Origin of the sequence: Collinsella stercoris DSM 13279, from assembly GCF_020735465.1 — a bacterium.
GTDB classification, from domain to species: Bacteria; Actinomycetota; Coriobacteriia; order Coriobacteriales; family Coriobacteriaceae; genus Collinsella; species Collinsella stercoris.
In genome coordinates this window covers 1,365,621-1,379,738 of sequence record NZ_CP085935.1, presented here as the reverse complement: position 1 = coordinate 1,379,738, position 14,118 = coordinate 1,365,621, and the positions used below count along the sequence as shown (strand labels likewise).

Sequence of the window (14,118 nt, the reverse complement as noted above, 5' to 3'; positions counted from 1 at the left end):
GACCGTGTTTTCGCCCTACAGACGGCCATTTTACTCATTTAGCGTCGTTAATTAGCAACGCTTGTTCTCGTGCAATGCACGTTTTCGCCCCTATGCTGTCCTCAGTTAATCATCGTGCCGAGTTGAAGGGACGGGAGCATGGTTGATGTGAGTTGCGCCGCACATGAGGGAGTTCGTGTGCAGGAAAAGATGGGGAGCTGGGATGCGGGGACGGCTCGGATCGCTTGGTATTGCGTCACGCTCTTGCTCGCTCTTGCGGCGATAGCAACGGTGGCACCCTTTACGCTGTCCCCGCGTGGCGCGGAAGGCATCTACTGGTTTGTCATGGGTCTCATCGAGCGGGTGCCGAGCGACGTTGCCATCATGAACGTAGGACAGGTCCTCATTGCCGGTGAGGGTTTGTGGGCTGCGCCGGTGCTGCTGTGGACATTCATTATCCTTTACATCGCCGTTGATGCGGCACTCGTGTTTTCGGCATGGCTCGGCGCGGACATGGGTCAGCTGGGTAAGAAGCTCGTGTTCGTTCGCCCCGCGTTGCGATGGGCCGCCGCCGTTGCGATGATGATTCTGCTGGTTGCTGGCATCTCCGAGCATTTGTTGCGAGAGGGCTACGTTCAGTGCCCCGATCTGTGGGCGCAAAAGGACGGCTCGGCCTTTCCGGGGCTTATGCTTTTGTTTGCGGGCGCGCTGCTGACACCTATCACGATTTTTGTGACGGTTCGCGTGAAGCGATTCGTTTCTGCCGCGGTCGCCTATTTTGGGCGCAAAAACGCCATCGTTCGTAAGATTGCGTGCTGCTTGTGCGTGGCAGGCAACGGCGTGGTGAGTTGGATTGTGCTCACAGCGGCGCTTATGGTCGGTTTGTTCGCGTATCCCGCTTTATTGCTTTTCGCGTTTTGCGTCTTTATCTTTATGGCCGGCCTCTGGATTACCATCAAGATGCTGCCCTTCATACTGGGTGCGGTGTTTTTGCACCTCCTGTGTGACCGTGACATTTAGGAGAGTTGGAGGATCTCATGGGTATGTTTTCGGATCAGATTCCCGATTGCCCCATGCTGTTCGCGTTTGTGGACGAGCTGCCGGATGAAATCCGTGCACGACTGACTCGGTATCCATTTGTAGACGGGCGCTTTGCCGCTTGGCTGCTGATGGTGTTCGATTGCGATGAGGCTCGCGAGGCAGCCCGTGCGCTCATTCGCGCCGATGCGATGTTCAGCGAGGGTGAGGAAGGTTTGGCAGGGGAGCCGCAGGGGCTCGAGGAGTATCTGGCGTTGTGTTTCTTGGTGCTCACGTTGCTGGAGGATCACGACGATTTGCGTGTCGACGGCCTGCGCCGAGTCGTTGCGTGCGGGGCGCGAGATGCGAGGGATGGGGCTACACCGTTTGAGGCGGAGGTCCATGCTCGCGCAATGGAGGGTTCCGAGGACGGCGTCGAGTTGCAAAAGGCTCTCGATGCATTCATGGAGTCGTGCGGATACTCGGAGCGCGCCGAGGCGATGCGCGCTGCAGAGAGAATCGTCGGGACGCTCGCTGCGGAGGCTGTCGAGTAGGCTTGCAGCATAGTGTCATTTGGAAGATAGTGTTGAAAGCATCGGCCCCTTTCATTATGGGCGGGGCCGATGCTTCGGTTTTAGGGTCATAGCTGATTAGGCAGCCTACGATTTGTCCTTAAAAGCATTGTAGATTCCGAGGGCCTCAATAAGAGCGCCGTGCGAGTAGAGAGAATAGACGAAACTCCTGCCCGTTTTTTTGTCAAATCCAGGCTTCTCCTGAACATCCCAGGAATCGAATGCCTTTTGAGTGAATCTGTGGTCACCGCTTGTGACATATCCGGCTTCCTCAAGAGCGATATTAATCTCCCTTGCTCCATCGCTGAGCCCAGGATAATTGGCAAGTTTGCTTTTCAGAAGCGAACTCCATTTGCTGATGGTCCAGTGCCCCTCATCGAATTGATGTTCTCGGCCTTCTGTTGTGGTGGCTTCGAGATTAGATTTCGGGAAGGCACTTGGATCTGCGGCTTGTTGAAGCTGTTTACTTGGACGTGCTGCGTGATTTCCGGGCTTGGGTGTCAATCGCTGGCTATCGGTAGAAATCTGCTTTGCTGACTGTTCAGTGTGGTGAGCTATGTCAGCGGGGGTTTGGTCGGGCTCCTTCAGGCCGACGCCCTTAAGCTCTCGCATCATGTCGGGGAAGCCCCTTGAGCCTATGCCCTCTTTGGCGATTTCGAGCGTGCGGGCTTCGCATAGCAATGCGACTTGTTTGCCTCGGTTTGCCCGTTCGATGTGGCCGTCGAAGAGTCTGGCAAGCAACTTCTTGATATCGGGAGTGACGTTGCGCCCGGAATGGCAGAAATCATTTCGTATTATTCGGAGCTTACCAAGATTGTTGCCAAATGAATTCCACCATGCAGGATCACGCGGTGTCACGCTGTTGATGATGGTCTCTGTTCTGGTGTCACAATTTCCGCACCGATAGCCTGCCGCCATGCCGTAGGCAACCTTAGTCTCTTTGCCACAAAGTGCATTGGAGTACTGGCCCAGGCTGAGTTCGTTCACGTCGGCAATGTTTTGTTTTCCGTTGATTATCAGTGACGGATTGATTGACTTGAGCGATGGAAGTAGCTCGTGCTTTAAGAGAAGCTCGGCAGCTCGGCAGAACATGATAGCGCAGAATGACCAGTCCTCTTTATCGCCATTGGACGACCTGCGGTCGATGTCAAAGAGGTCATAGAGGAACATCCCCATCTTGATGTTGGCGAGGACGGGGTTTGAGATCGGGCTGTCAGCATCGACGCAGGCGGCGAATGCGGTATCGAGCGCGTCTTCATCTTCAAACCCGAAGCGATTACAGACGGATTGGCTTAACGTGATATGTGCGATGCGGGGCCGAACATTTTGAAGAAAGGCACTAGTATCGAAGTATGTATTCTCCGTATTGGTGCTCAGAGCATTGCCATCGCTGTCGCTTGCGATCGATTCAAGGTTGTCGGTGGGTAGGGATTCAAGACGTGGAACCGCGCTTCGGACTTCTTCGATTCCTCGGCCATCGTTGGCCTGTGAATTATCCAAAAGGTCAATCCATGCGGTATCGAGTATTCGTTTCATCGCGGAAACGTACGGGTTTCGATTCCAGACATTGTAGTCGGCAATAACGTACAAGCGTTGTTTCGCGCGACTGGCGGCAACGTTGACGATGTTCGAATTGACCCACTGCACGGCACCGGATGCCGAATTATCGCATCCGAGCATGAAGATGACCTCTTGAGCCTCTTTACCTTGGAATTTATGGACCGTCCCGATGTTGTTTTTCAGGAAGCTCTCCCACGTTTTCCCATTCACACTATCGGGACGACATCTTTCAAGCGCTTTGCGTATGCCTGTTACGACGGTGCCAAAGGGCGAGATGATGTACAGCGAAGGGCTGTTTTCATCCGAGCGCTTCTTTGTGAATGCCGATAAGACGATTTCTTTGGCGCGCTCGCCCTGCGCGGCTACATAATGGTCTTTATTACCTCTTTCATGCCCGGCAACATTGATCCATTGCGACGAGGGGAGGTAGAAGCTCTCGAGCTTTTCTTTGTCCTTCTTGGGGTCGAGCTTGGCGGTCTCGTTGAGCATGCTGTTTCCATAGGAAATCTCATTTGAGATTTCGAACATGGGGGAGACGCAGCGTCTGTGCACGATAAGGGGGCACCCGATCCACTCCCTGCCCTCTTCGTCACTGGTCCGATAGTGTCCTATGGGGTTGGTCGCGTCGGCGAGTGCCTGGACGGAGGACGTGCAGCTCTTGAACAGGAAGTCGATTGATTTGCCTAAGAGCTCTGTGAACATTTTGACCTCAGAGTCAACGACGGGCTCGATTTGATAGGGATCGCCAACCACCAGAGCCTTATCGCAGCGTGCCAGAATTCCAATGGCAGCATGAGGTACGGCTTGTCCCGCTTCATCGACAATGCAGAGCCCGAGAGGTGCGTGATCTTTGTTGGCGATCGGGATATCTCTGAATAGTCGCCCGGCGGAGGCGAACGTCGTGGAGATGACGGGTGTGAGAATGCTCAGCGTCTGGAATAAGGCAGGAACGATTTTTGACGCATCTTCATTGGTGAACGTGATTTTACCCTTGCCGGTACCATTCGCCTTCTCAACGGTAGCTCCCCAATATGCATTAAGCAGTTTGAAATTGCTCGCCATGCAATTAGAGGAGAGAATGAAATCGCGTGTAACCTGCAGGGCTCGTAGGAAGAGCTTGTCACGCTCGTAACGCAACTCGTTCTCGTCGGGAACCTCTGCTGCCGGGGTAAACAGATGGGCATCATGGAGCTTCCGTTGCTCCGGGTTTTCTCCTGTTATCGAAGCGATTCGGCCGGAGGTAAGCGCATGGGGACAGGATGAAAGCGATTGGGCAAGCTCGTTTTGTTGAAGGTCCAGGAGATCCTTGGCCCGTTCAAGGTCAGTCTCTGCTTTGTCGACAGACGCTTGTGCCTCACGTGCCGCTTGCGCAAGGCGATTGAGCTTCTTGAGTTCTCCTGTGATTTCGCGCCTGAAACGAGCGAGTCGCTCGTTTCCGCTGTTTCCTTCTTGAAAAACGGTCAGCTCTTCTTCTGCTTTGAGAATTTCAAGATTCGGCTTTTTCTTATGCCCGCCCAAGTGATTGAATACGTTGGAAAGGAAATTTGACTTTTCGCTAGATTGGCGAACGATTTCCAGTTGCTTCTTGAGCCTTTCGAGTTCTCCAGTGTAGGGAGCGAGCTCTTCTTTGAGTTGGTCTTCAAGGATGCGGAGGCTTCGGATGTCGTTGATCTGCGACAGGCGGTCCCGATAGTCCTCGTTGGATTTAAGCTGCAGAATGGAATTTGAGAGCGCGTCGGATAGCTGTCGCTTCGCATTTTCGTTAGCATGAGTTGCCTGACTGAGATCGCTTTCGGCACGGGTGAGTCGAAGGCGGGCCTCCTTGACGGAGGTTTGGAGCCGAAGCACATCTTTTTGTCGGTTGGCGTAACGCCCCATGAGTTCTTCCACGTGATTATATTGATCGCTGAATGCCTTCCTTGACAGTTCAAAGCGCTTGAGATGGTTTTCGCGTGAGTCTTGATCGGACGCGAAAATAAGTTCCTCAAGAGTTGTCTCGCGGAAGCTGTCGATGTGGTCCTTCTTGCCAAGACGGGCGGAAATCAGCATGCCGAGGGATGCGTTCGCCTTTTCTTTTGAGTTGAATTGCTCGCAGGCGATACGGGAGAAATAGAGATCGGGTATGACTTTCCGCTCTCTTTTTCCCTTCGGGTCATCACCGTCTTGCTTGATTTTCCATGGCGTTTCGAACAGATTGCGATCATTTTCTATGTCGCCCCTGAACATGGCCCGCTCTCGCCTCGGGTCCTTTTCCTCTTTCTCTAGGCCATCGAGAAGCTCTGCGCTTTGAGGCAGTTCCTCGGAGATATTTTCGACGGCGGTGTTGTTTGAAGAACAGACGATGATGCCTAGGTCGGCGATCTTGGGATTCACAAGGAGATAGGCGTGCTTTGCATATTTGAGGTACTTGTCAACACCCGTGATTTCCGTGAACGCATCATCTGGCTTCTCGTAGCTCGAGAGCAGCCGTGCCTTCTCAACGATATTCGCTGCGATGATATCTTTGAGCAGCGTGGTTTTTCCTGTACCAGGAGGCCCGTTGACCGACATGAGGTCGGAGATGGGGACATCAGTCGTGGCGCTGTCCTGCGCGAGTTCCCTTCCTGCCACCAAATTGACGGCAGTTTGCTGCATGAGGGATAAGCTGAATTTGGAGGGCCAGCGACCGAGGGGCGTGTTGCTGAGGGAGAGGATATTCTGATAGAAGGAGGAGACTCGGTGATGTTCAGCCTCGTTGGCGGCGGATTGAATATCAAGCCGACGGGCATCACGCCCGTTGTGCTGCTCTAGCCCGCCTTCGAGATAAGAGAGGACGAGCTTGAGCTGACCATGAGCAAGGGATTTTGGGTTGCCGTTGTTTTTCGCGTCGCAAATTGCATCGTGTACGGCAGTTATGTCTTTTGAGTAGAACGAGGAGTGCAGAGTGACGGGGAACGGCTTGCGCTCCGGATCGTCAAATGCCTGGTAAGAAATGATGCTGCGGCTGAGCGGGTGACAACTGTGTTCGTGTTTGTAGACCGGATGCTCTTCTAGGAACGTGTCGATGCGCTCCTGTAGGGCGGCGGGAAGGAGCTCGGAAACTATTGCCTTTAGATCGCCAAAGGTTGCCGGTGCCCTTCCGTATCTTTCAATTATGTTGCTGGAGAGCGCTTCCGTCTCATTTTTGAACGCATCATATAGGGTATTCATGTCGCGCGAGCTGCGGGCAAGAAGCCAGATAGCCGGCGAGATCTCAAGTCCCGTGATCACCCCCGATCCATCGAGATGGACAAGTGCGCTTGCCAGGTCGTCGGTCTCGATTTCCTGACGCTTCTTTGAGGTCGGAATCGATGCGGCGGCAAGTTTTTCTTCCAATGCGGTAATGACGGGCTCTCGTGGGATAATTCCGAGGAAGATATCTATGGCGATGATCTGCGGAAAAGCGTTCTTGGCAACTGCATCCTTTAGCTGCGCGAGGTCTTTTACCTCCTTGTCGGTTTTTCCGATTTCTTTTTTGCTGAGGAGGCCTATGCGTTTCCGACATGCATTGATGACATCTGATTCGGTGCAGGCGCAAATCATTTCCTCGACATTCTTGTCGAGATCGTACTTGAATTGGTGGGATACCGAGACGCGGGGCTTCTCCTCGGCTGTTTTTTTCTTCGTGCAGTATACGCTTGCGTATGGGTCTGTGTTTGGTAGAGAATCTTGGGTTAGGAGATCGATCATACTCCAGTACCCAAGAGCCGCGTTTATACGTTCCAGCTTTCCATCGTCAATCATTATCGACCTCCTTTGAAGCCAAATTGCCGTAGGCCGATCGGGCCATCTGGTTTTCCAACTTGTCAATGACTTCCTGTCGCCAAGGTTCGGGGCTCACAAGTTCGAATAGGTCGGACATCTTGAGTGCCCACTGGACCATTGCCTGGTGTGATGCCTGGAAGCGGTACTGTGGGCGCCCGTCATCCGTGGTGCCGACTTGCCCAAAGCCGTCTTTATCCTCCATTGCTTCGAAGAGATACCGCTGCTTTTTCGACTCTTCGCATGCGCTTTTTGAAGGGGCGACAACTACATTTTCAATGTCAGCAGTCGTGCGGCTGAACCAGCGACCGATGCCGGCACGGAAGATCCGCCTTGCCGTCGCCTGCTCTTCCTCAAATGCGTCATAATCGCCTACGGTTAAGTCGGTGCGTGTGAGGTCGCTAAGCGTGTCGACGCGAAAAGGCAAAACGTTGTATTTGCGCGAGCTTCCCTGTGGTCGTACGAACAAGTAGTAATAGCCACCGCTGGGTGCCACCAGATACGGAGTCCAGTTTTCCGGATTCGCATTCGGCTCCGTGGGCCTGGTGAATCGAACCTTTACCTTTTCACGAATCGCCCGATCGAGAATCTCGACCTTGGTCAGCAGCGCTCGGAGGCCACTGGTTCCCTGCGCTTCGGTTGGGGCGTCGGCGAGAGGGTCGCCATTGTAGATATCGTCGTCAAACTCATCGCGTGTGCTCTGATCGACAAGCTTGAGGAGCAGACGCTCAGTATTGAGGCTGTCGGAGTCAGGATCATCTTCGCGCAGATGTCTAATCAGATGCTTTATTTGATTGATGGGATAGAGGCGCTTCGCAGCAAACCGTTTGGGCGAGTTCGTTTTTTCTCCCAAGAGGGACTCAAGTTCATACGGCGGGACGAGCGAGCTGCTTGTTCGAAGTGCGACCTTTCTCGGCACGCTCAGGGTTTCGCTACCAAGTGCCTCCAGGCAGTCCGCGACGGTGTCCTTCGATACGTCGATGCCGTAGTGGTCTTTTAGGAGTTCGCGAATGCCGTGGATTGTGAGATATTCTCCTCGGTCGGCATCGCTGTGCTCTAAGAGGATTCGTTCAACGCAGACAATGGTTTCCCGTGGTATTGAGGTACGTCCCATGGTGTCCTTCTTTCGATGTGACAATGTGGCCATTAGGGACATTTTACGCGCAAGGGCATGGGATGAAGGGCAAAGCGTCGCTATTTAACGGCGAACGGCGGGAACCCATTGTGTCCCCGCCGTTCGCCGTTAAGCATAGCAAAACGATTGCATCGAAACAATGCGGTTGCTATCGCGTTGTAGTTCAGATTTATAGCTGCCGCGTTCGGTGCGTGTTCAGCGATACAACTCCCCAATATCGAACAGCCGCAGCTGCTCGCTCGGCTTGATATCGTCATCGAATCCCGAGGTCAGACGGTGGTAAGGCAGCGATGCTCTGCCGGATACGACCAGGGAATCTTATGCTCGGCTTTTTCCGACTCGGTTTTAACCGAGTGATAGCGTGCGTACCGGGAGCGTTCTTTGCAAATGAGCAGAGATGGGTGTGTGAGTGATGTTGATGTCAACGCTATTATTGAGATTGCCCATTGGCTGGGCGAGCATGTATTCGGTATTGTGGGCATCGCAGAATCACGGATGCTCGTTGAACTCCGGGAGGGTCGGATGCTGGAACCGGCTGGCGTGCGGATCAAGAATTACGATCGCAAATTGGGGGAGCTGAAAGCGGAGCTTTGCCAAGCGTTATCGCGATGTGACGCCGCTGCCGCTGAGGCGCGCGATGCAGATGCAGAGCTGCAGCGCGCGCAGGCGCATCTTGACGAACTTGCGAGAATGAACCCGGTCTTTCGCCGTGGCGAGCACGAGAGGGATTTAGAGGATGCCAAAGAGAGAAAGAAGCTCGCTTTGCGCTCATGTCTCGCAGCTACGAAACATGAGGCCTCGGCCCGAGAAGTGCTAAACGAGATTCAAGGTCAAATCGAGAATGTCGAACGTGTGAAGAAAAACCTCAAGTGGCATATGCTCGATTACGAGTCCGGCTATCATTTGTTGCCCGAGAGCATGATTGGTATGTCCCAGCTTTGGGAGTGTTTAAGACGACGCATGCGCCTCTTTGATGCGGAGGGGCCGATTTCCGCTGTGTACGAGCCTCTGGCGCTCATTGGAAATCCGGGCGTAGGAAAAACTCGGGCACTACAGCCCATTCGTGGGATGCTTTATTCGGCGGGCGTTCTTCCGACCGAAACCCTCTACAGCATTAATGTGCATGCTGGTAATCTTGATGTCGAGAGGGTTATCGACCGGATCAATGAAAAGAGTCACGGCATTCTTCATATAGACGCTTCCGGCTATTTGGCTGTCGCCGATTCCGATTCATCTCAGTATCGGCGTAATCAAGATGCACTGGAATCGACCGTCCTTATTGTCCGCCGACTGCTCGATGCGTTTCCAAGGCTTTTGGTCGTGATCGAATGTCATCCTCCTGTAGCGGAAGAGGTGCTAGCTGCATTTGATGGCGTCGGCGGGGTGTTCGTTCGCCCCAAGGATCGGATTGTCTGCGATGATTTGACAAGTGAGGATTTGGTCGCGTTGCTGCTGGACTCGGCGGTGCCCATGGGTCCGGGAAGGAATGCCAGCCTTGCCATGGCGGATGGTAACGCGAGAGAAGAATTGGCTCGCGGCCTTGATCTTGCGAAGAGAACACAGGGTGAGCGATTTGCGTACGGAAAGATTCTCGATAGGCTCGGAAGCGACCTCGTGGTGAATGCGATCGAGCTTGAGAGCGGGAAGACGCAGCAGGGCCAGTTTATAGTTACAAGCGAGGTTGTGTGCAGCGCCCTGGTAAACGGCGGATGGGTGCCGGCTGCGGATGACAAGGAGGATCGTGAGCGCGTGCGCGCAGCCGCCATGGCGGAGCTTGACGCTCTGATTGGGTTGAAAAACGTGAAAGAGGCGTTTGCAAAGATTGAACGAACGCTCGAGTTCAAACGTGAGATTGCGGTGAAGCGCGGGGTAAATGGGCGGGAAGTGGAGCCCAAACCGTCATTCGCTTTCTTGGGTCCCGCCGGTACCGGAAAAACTACCGTTGCGCGTTTGATGGCACGACTGCTGTATGGCATCGGTGTGTGCGATACGGACAAGCTTGTGGTTGTAAATTCGAATGACCTGGTTGCGGGATATAAGGGGCAATCCGGCCCTCAAACCAAAAGGGTTATCGAGAGTGCGCGTGGCGGAGTCTTATTCATTGACGAGGCATATAATCTGCAAGCATCTGAGGGCTCGGGCGGTGGCGATTTTGTGGACGCGGTGATTCAGGAGCTTTTAACCGCCATGACGAGCGGGGATCTTAACGTTGCGTTCGTTTTTGCCGGCTACGAGGACAGCATGAAGAACTTCTTCAACTCCAACGAGGGCATTCGGAGTCGTATCACGAACTATGTCTATTTTGATGCTTACCGCCCAGAAGAGCTGGCGGAGATCGCCGTCTCCAAGCTCGAGAAGGCAGGATTCCGCTTTACGTTGTCTTCTATATCGCCATTAGTGCAGTTCATGGCTTATATCTCGACTCTCGGCGAGGAATATGCCAATGCGCGCGGGGCAGAGAAGGCTGCTCGTGAACTTGAGGACGCGAAAGCCTTGCTGTGGGAGCGAGACCCCGAGGGAACGGATGTTTGCGAGATCGACGAGGGGGTTATCCGCCAGGTTATGCGCGAGCACGGAATCGAGGCCCCGGTTGTTTGTGATGCCTCAGTTGAGCCTGTGCGCACCGTTGCGCGCGACCATGGGCACGATGGTGTGGGCGGCAGCGAGCCTCGCTTCAGTGATGTGAGCAAGCCTGCGACCTTGCGGGAAGCCGAGACCCTCCATCAGCGGCCCCAGGCTTCGCGGGATGGCGACTACAAGACCCTGAGCGGCTGGATAAAGGCCTTCGAGGAAGCTGGTCCGTCCCAGACAACAGGTGTAGATGCCCGCAAGGGCCCCATGGCGATCAACGAGGTGCTGGAGGCGCGGGGCTATATCACTCCGAAGCCTTCCCGACGGTTCACGGAGAAGGCGCTGGCTGATCTCGACGTAAGGGAAGATGAGCGTGCCGGCAAAACCGGCACCTACATCGCCCTGCTCTACTCTCGCGAGGCATTCGTGACCGCGCTGCGGATGTGGCGCGGGTCGAAAGCTTCGCGGCGATCATAGCCTGCACCGCCCACGCATTGTCTCTTGCTCTCTTGCATATCCGACATCTGATTTGGCATCCCTTGCGGCGGAAGGGGGTCGGCGCGGCGCTCAATGTCTTTTCTGCGACTCTCCATAGATGGGACGAGATTGAGTTAACGATATAGCTCCCCAATATCGAACAGCCGCAGCTGCTCTCGTGTTTCAACATCGCTGGCAAAGCCGGAGCGCGAGAAGAACCCGTAGGCGTAGCAGTCGAGCCCTGTTGAGCGCACCTGCTCGATCTCCTCGTCGATCATCTCCTGCGTGACGGGCGTACCTCGGAACTTCGCCTCATAGAACACGTAGCCATGCGGGTCGTGCGTCACCACGTCGAATTCGCCGTTCGTCTTGTTGGCGGGGTCGTCGTACCAATAGCGGCCAATATCGTCGAACAATTCGGGCAGCTCCCCCACGCGGTTCTTTCGGATGAGGAACTGCCGGCATACCTCCTCAAATGCATGCGGCGCGTAGTTCGTCTCAAAATCCTGAGAGATGTACCGGTCGTAAAAGACCTGTGGGTCGAGGAAGGTGCGTTGCGAGGCGTATCGAAAGACATAGCGGTAGTAGAACAGCGACAGCCCATCGATGATCCGGTAGCTCGATTTTTTCTTGTTGATCGGATCGTTGATGGGGGCTTGTTTTTGCACGAGCTCCATGCGGATGAGGCGGTCGAGGACATCGACCATGGTGGGCCCGCTGGATACGTGCGACTGGGAGAGGATATCCCGATACTTAGAGCATCCGTCGGCCAATGCCCCGAAGACCTCGTTGGCGTTCACCATTTTCGAGATCTCCGAGTTAAGATACATCGAGATCTCGTTTTCCAGACGCGCTCCCGGTTCTGATATGAGTTCGATGATGTTCTCCCGTACAGAGAGCTTCGGGTTGATAAGGCGTGTGTAGTACGGGATGCCGCCGAACACGCTGTATAGACGCACTTTGTCTTCGGCGGAAAAATCGGGGTAGAAACGCGCCGCGTCGTAATAATCCATCGGCTTGAGGTCGATGGTGAGGTTGATTCGCCCATACAGAGGATTCTCGCGCTCAAGTAGCGATTTCATGACCTCGACGAACGATCCACAGAGGATGAGCGTGAGGTGGGATGAATCGCGATGGCGGTCCAGCAACGACTGCAGGATGCTGTCGAGCCCTTTGACCGTTTTGCGCAGGTACGGGTATTCATCGAGGACAAGCGTAAGGGGTTCCTTGACGGACAGAGGAAAGAGGTGGTCAAGAAGGGCCTCGAGGTTGCCGAAACCCAAGGGCGGGAGATCGAAGACCTCGGATACGAGGGCGGAGAGGCTCTCGAGGTTGTTCTGCTCGGAGGTCTCCTTGCATTCGTAATAAATGCTGCGGCAGCTGGTTGTCGACAGCGACTGCTTGATGAGCTCGCTTTTGCCCACGCGTCGGCGTCCGTATACGAGTATGGCGCTTTGACCGTCCGATTTGATTTCACGCTCAATGCGGGCGAGCTCACGCTCGCGACCAAAGAAATCCATACTCGGTCCTTTCCGACTCGGTTATAACCGAGTAAAAGTTTAATCAGGGCGGGCGGATATTTCAACGATTAGTCGCCCGTGGAGCTAAATAGCGTTAGTATCGCTAAATAGCGGTACTTTAGAACTGGACGATTCCCATCAGCCCATATTCTACGAGGTAGGGCATGGGCTGGTAATCGGGCCGGCGCGCCCTGCACATGGGAAGGATCAGACATGGAAACTGAAAACACCGAAGAACTCAACGCCAACAGCCTGCACGAAAAGCCCAAGGAGCTGTTGCGCAGGCTCAAGGACATGCCGCGCAAGGCCAAGGTCGGCATGCTGGCCGTCGGGCTCGTGGTGGTGATGATCACCGCCTTCCTCGGGTTTGCTTTGTTCCCGAGTGGGCCGAGCGATGCCCTCATCAAGCGAGTGGGCGAGGAGCACGTCTTGGCGACCATGCCAGATGCCGGCATCTACGACGCGGAGGGAAGCTGGAAGATCGACTCGGTGGATGTGATGTCCAAGGAGAAGCGCGACATGGAGTCTTTCCTCACCGCGCAGTTTGGCGACACCTACTACGAGGTGACCTGCCAGGTCAAGGCGTCGAACGGAAGCGCGGAGCTCGAGCGGGTCCTCAGCTGCAATTTAGTGATGCACGAGGGCGAGTGGCAGCCGCTGACCGATCCCGACACCGAGTCCGAGACCTGGCATGCAGCTGTCGCCCCCGATGAGAAGAAGATCGGGAAGAACGGTATCGAGGCTCTGCGCATGGTCGACGCGGCGAATCGCAGCAACGAGCTTTCGATGCTGTACGCCGATTGCAAGGCGAGCGTCGAGGACCTCACCTTCGACGAGGATGAGCAGACCGCCTCGGCCCAGCTCACCTTCAAGCGAGAGGACTCCTTCTCGACCGCGAAGGCCGTCGTGGATGCGGGCTGGAAGTTCGAGAACGGTCACTGGATCCTCTCGAGCGCCAAGGCGGACGCTGGTGCCGCGAAGGTGTCGCATGAGAAGCTCGTCGGCACGTGGAAGGGCACGTTCAAGGATACCGTTGCGGACGAGGGCAACTGCTTCGGCGCCCAGGGCAAGGAGCTCATCCTCAAGATCACGTCTGTGGACGACGAATCCGGCAAGGTCGAGGGTACGTTCCAGGGGCTCGCGCACTACCACGCCTACCTCGATACCGATGCGAACTCGGTCGAGGGCGACGCCGACACCGGCGAGATCCCGTTCGTGGCCACGCTGAACGAGAGCGAGAGCATCGGCGTCAACTACGCCGGCATGAAGACGATGACCATCGGCGCAAGCTTCACGGCCCCCGAGACGTCGTCCGGCAAGGTTCACATCTCCTTCGGGTTCGGGACGCGCGACGACGCCAATGCCGCTTTGGCGAAGCTCACCACCAAGGCGAATGCGAAGAAGGGATATCGCTCATCCAGCATGTTCGAGGACACTTACTCGCTGGTCAAGGAACAGTAGCGGAGGCGGTCGCGTCGGGGCCCTCGTGGGACGGGTGTCAACGAGG

Annotated in this window: 7 protein-coding genes; 4 read left to right on the top strand and 3 right to left on the bottom strand. The window is 55.1% G+C overall.

Going from position 1 to position 14,118, the window contains the following annotated elements:
- The first annotated feature begins 138 nt into the window (after positions 1-138).
- Both LK434_RS05910 and LK434_RS05905 read left to right on the top strand, forming a co-directional pair.
- Complete coding sequence (locus tag LK434_RS05910) at positions 139-999, top strand: hypothetical protein (RefSeq protein WP_006720121.1); 861 nt, start codon at positions 139-141, stop codon at positions 997-999.
- A gap of 17 nt (positions 1,000-1,016) precedes the next feature.
- Positions 1,017-1,550 carry a hypothetical protein gene (locus LK434_RS05905; protein ID WP_006720122.1) on the top strand — a complete coding sequence of 178 codons (534 nt, stop codon included), beginning with the start codon at positions 1,017-1,019 and terminating at the stop codon, positions 1,548-1,550.
- A 105-nt stretch (positions 1,551-1,655) separates the two neighbouring features.
- Here the strand turns inward: LK434_RS05905 and LK434_RS05900 are convergent, their stop codons facing one another.
- Together LK434_RS05900 and LK434_RS05895 are read right to left on the bottom strand one after the other, a co-directional pair.
- Positions 1,656-6,890 carry a DEAD/DEAH box helicase gene (locus LK434_RS05900; protein WP_006720123.1) on the bottom strand — a complete coding sequence of 1,745 codons (5,235 nt, stop codon included), beginning with the start codon at positions 6,888-6,890 and terminating at the stop codon, positions 1,656-1,658.
- Positions 6,883-8,022 carry a WYL domain-containing protein gene (locus tag LK434_RS05895; protein WP_040360512.1) on the bottom strand — a complete coding sequence of 380 codons (1,140 nt, stop codon included), beginning with the start codon at positions 8,020-8,022 and terminating at the stop codon, positions 6,883-6,885. The genes LK434_RS05900 and LK434_RS05895 overlap by 8 nt, the downstream gene beginning before the upstream one ends.
- A gap of 426 nt (positions 8,023-8,448) precedes the next feature.
- Between LK434_RS05895 and LK434_RS05890 the strand changes: the two genes are divergently transcribed.
- Positions 8,449-11,091: an AAA family ATPase gene (locus tag LK434_RS05890; protein ID WP_040360513.1), complete on the top strand. Its 2,643-nt coding sequence runs from the start codon at positions 8,449-8,451 to the stop codon at positions 11,089-11,091.
- A gap of 134 nt (positions 11,092-11,225) precedes the next feature.
- On the opposite strand, the gene LK434_RS05885 is transcribed toward LK434_RS05890, so the two are convergent.
- The gene (locus tag LK434_RS05885) at positions 11,226-12,611 is read right to left on the bottom strand and encodes an ATP-binding protein (RefSeq protein WP_006720126.1); all 1,386 of its coding nucleotides are present in this window, start codon (positions 12,609-12,611) and stop codon (positions 11,226-11,228) included.
- Positions 12,612-12,824: 213 nt separating this feature from the next.
- Between LK434_RS05885 and LK434_RS05880 the strand changes: the two genes are divergently transcribed.
- On the top strand, positions 12,825-14,072 hold the full coding sequence (locus tag LK434_RS05880) for a lipase chaperone (RefSeq protein ID WP_006720127.1): 1,248 nt from the start codon (positions 12,825-12,827) through the stop codon (positions 14,070-14,072).
- Positions 14,073-14,118: the final 46 nt, after the last annotated feature.

Coding starts and splice junctions, on each gene's coding strand:
- LK434_RS05910 (WP_006720121.1), top strand. CDS start 139: ATGGTTGATGTGAGTTGCGCCGCACATGAGGGAGTTCGTGTGCAGGAA.
- LK434_RS05905 (WP_006720122.1), top strand. CDS start 1,017: ATGGGTATGTTTTCGGATCAGATTCCCGATTGCCCCATGCTGTTCGCG.
- LK434_RS05900 (WP_006720123.1), bottom strand. CDS start 6,890: ATGATTGACGATGGAAAGCTGGAACGTATAAACGCGGCTCTTGGGTAC.
- LK434_RS05895 (WP_040360512.1), bottom strand. CDS start 8,022: ATGGGACGTACCTCAATACCACGGGAAACCATTGTCTGCGTTGAACGA.
- LK434_RS05885 (WP_006720126.1), bottom strand. CDS start 12,611: ATGGATTTCTTTGGTCGCGAGCGTGAGCTCGCCCGCATTGAGCGTGAA.
- LK434_RS05880 (WP_006720127.1), top strand. CDS start 12,825: ATGGAAACTGAAAACACCGAAGAACTCAACGCCAACAGCCTGCACGAA.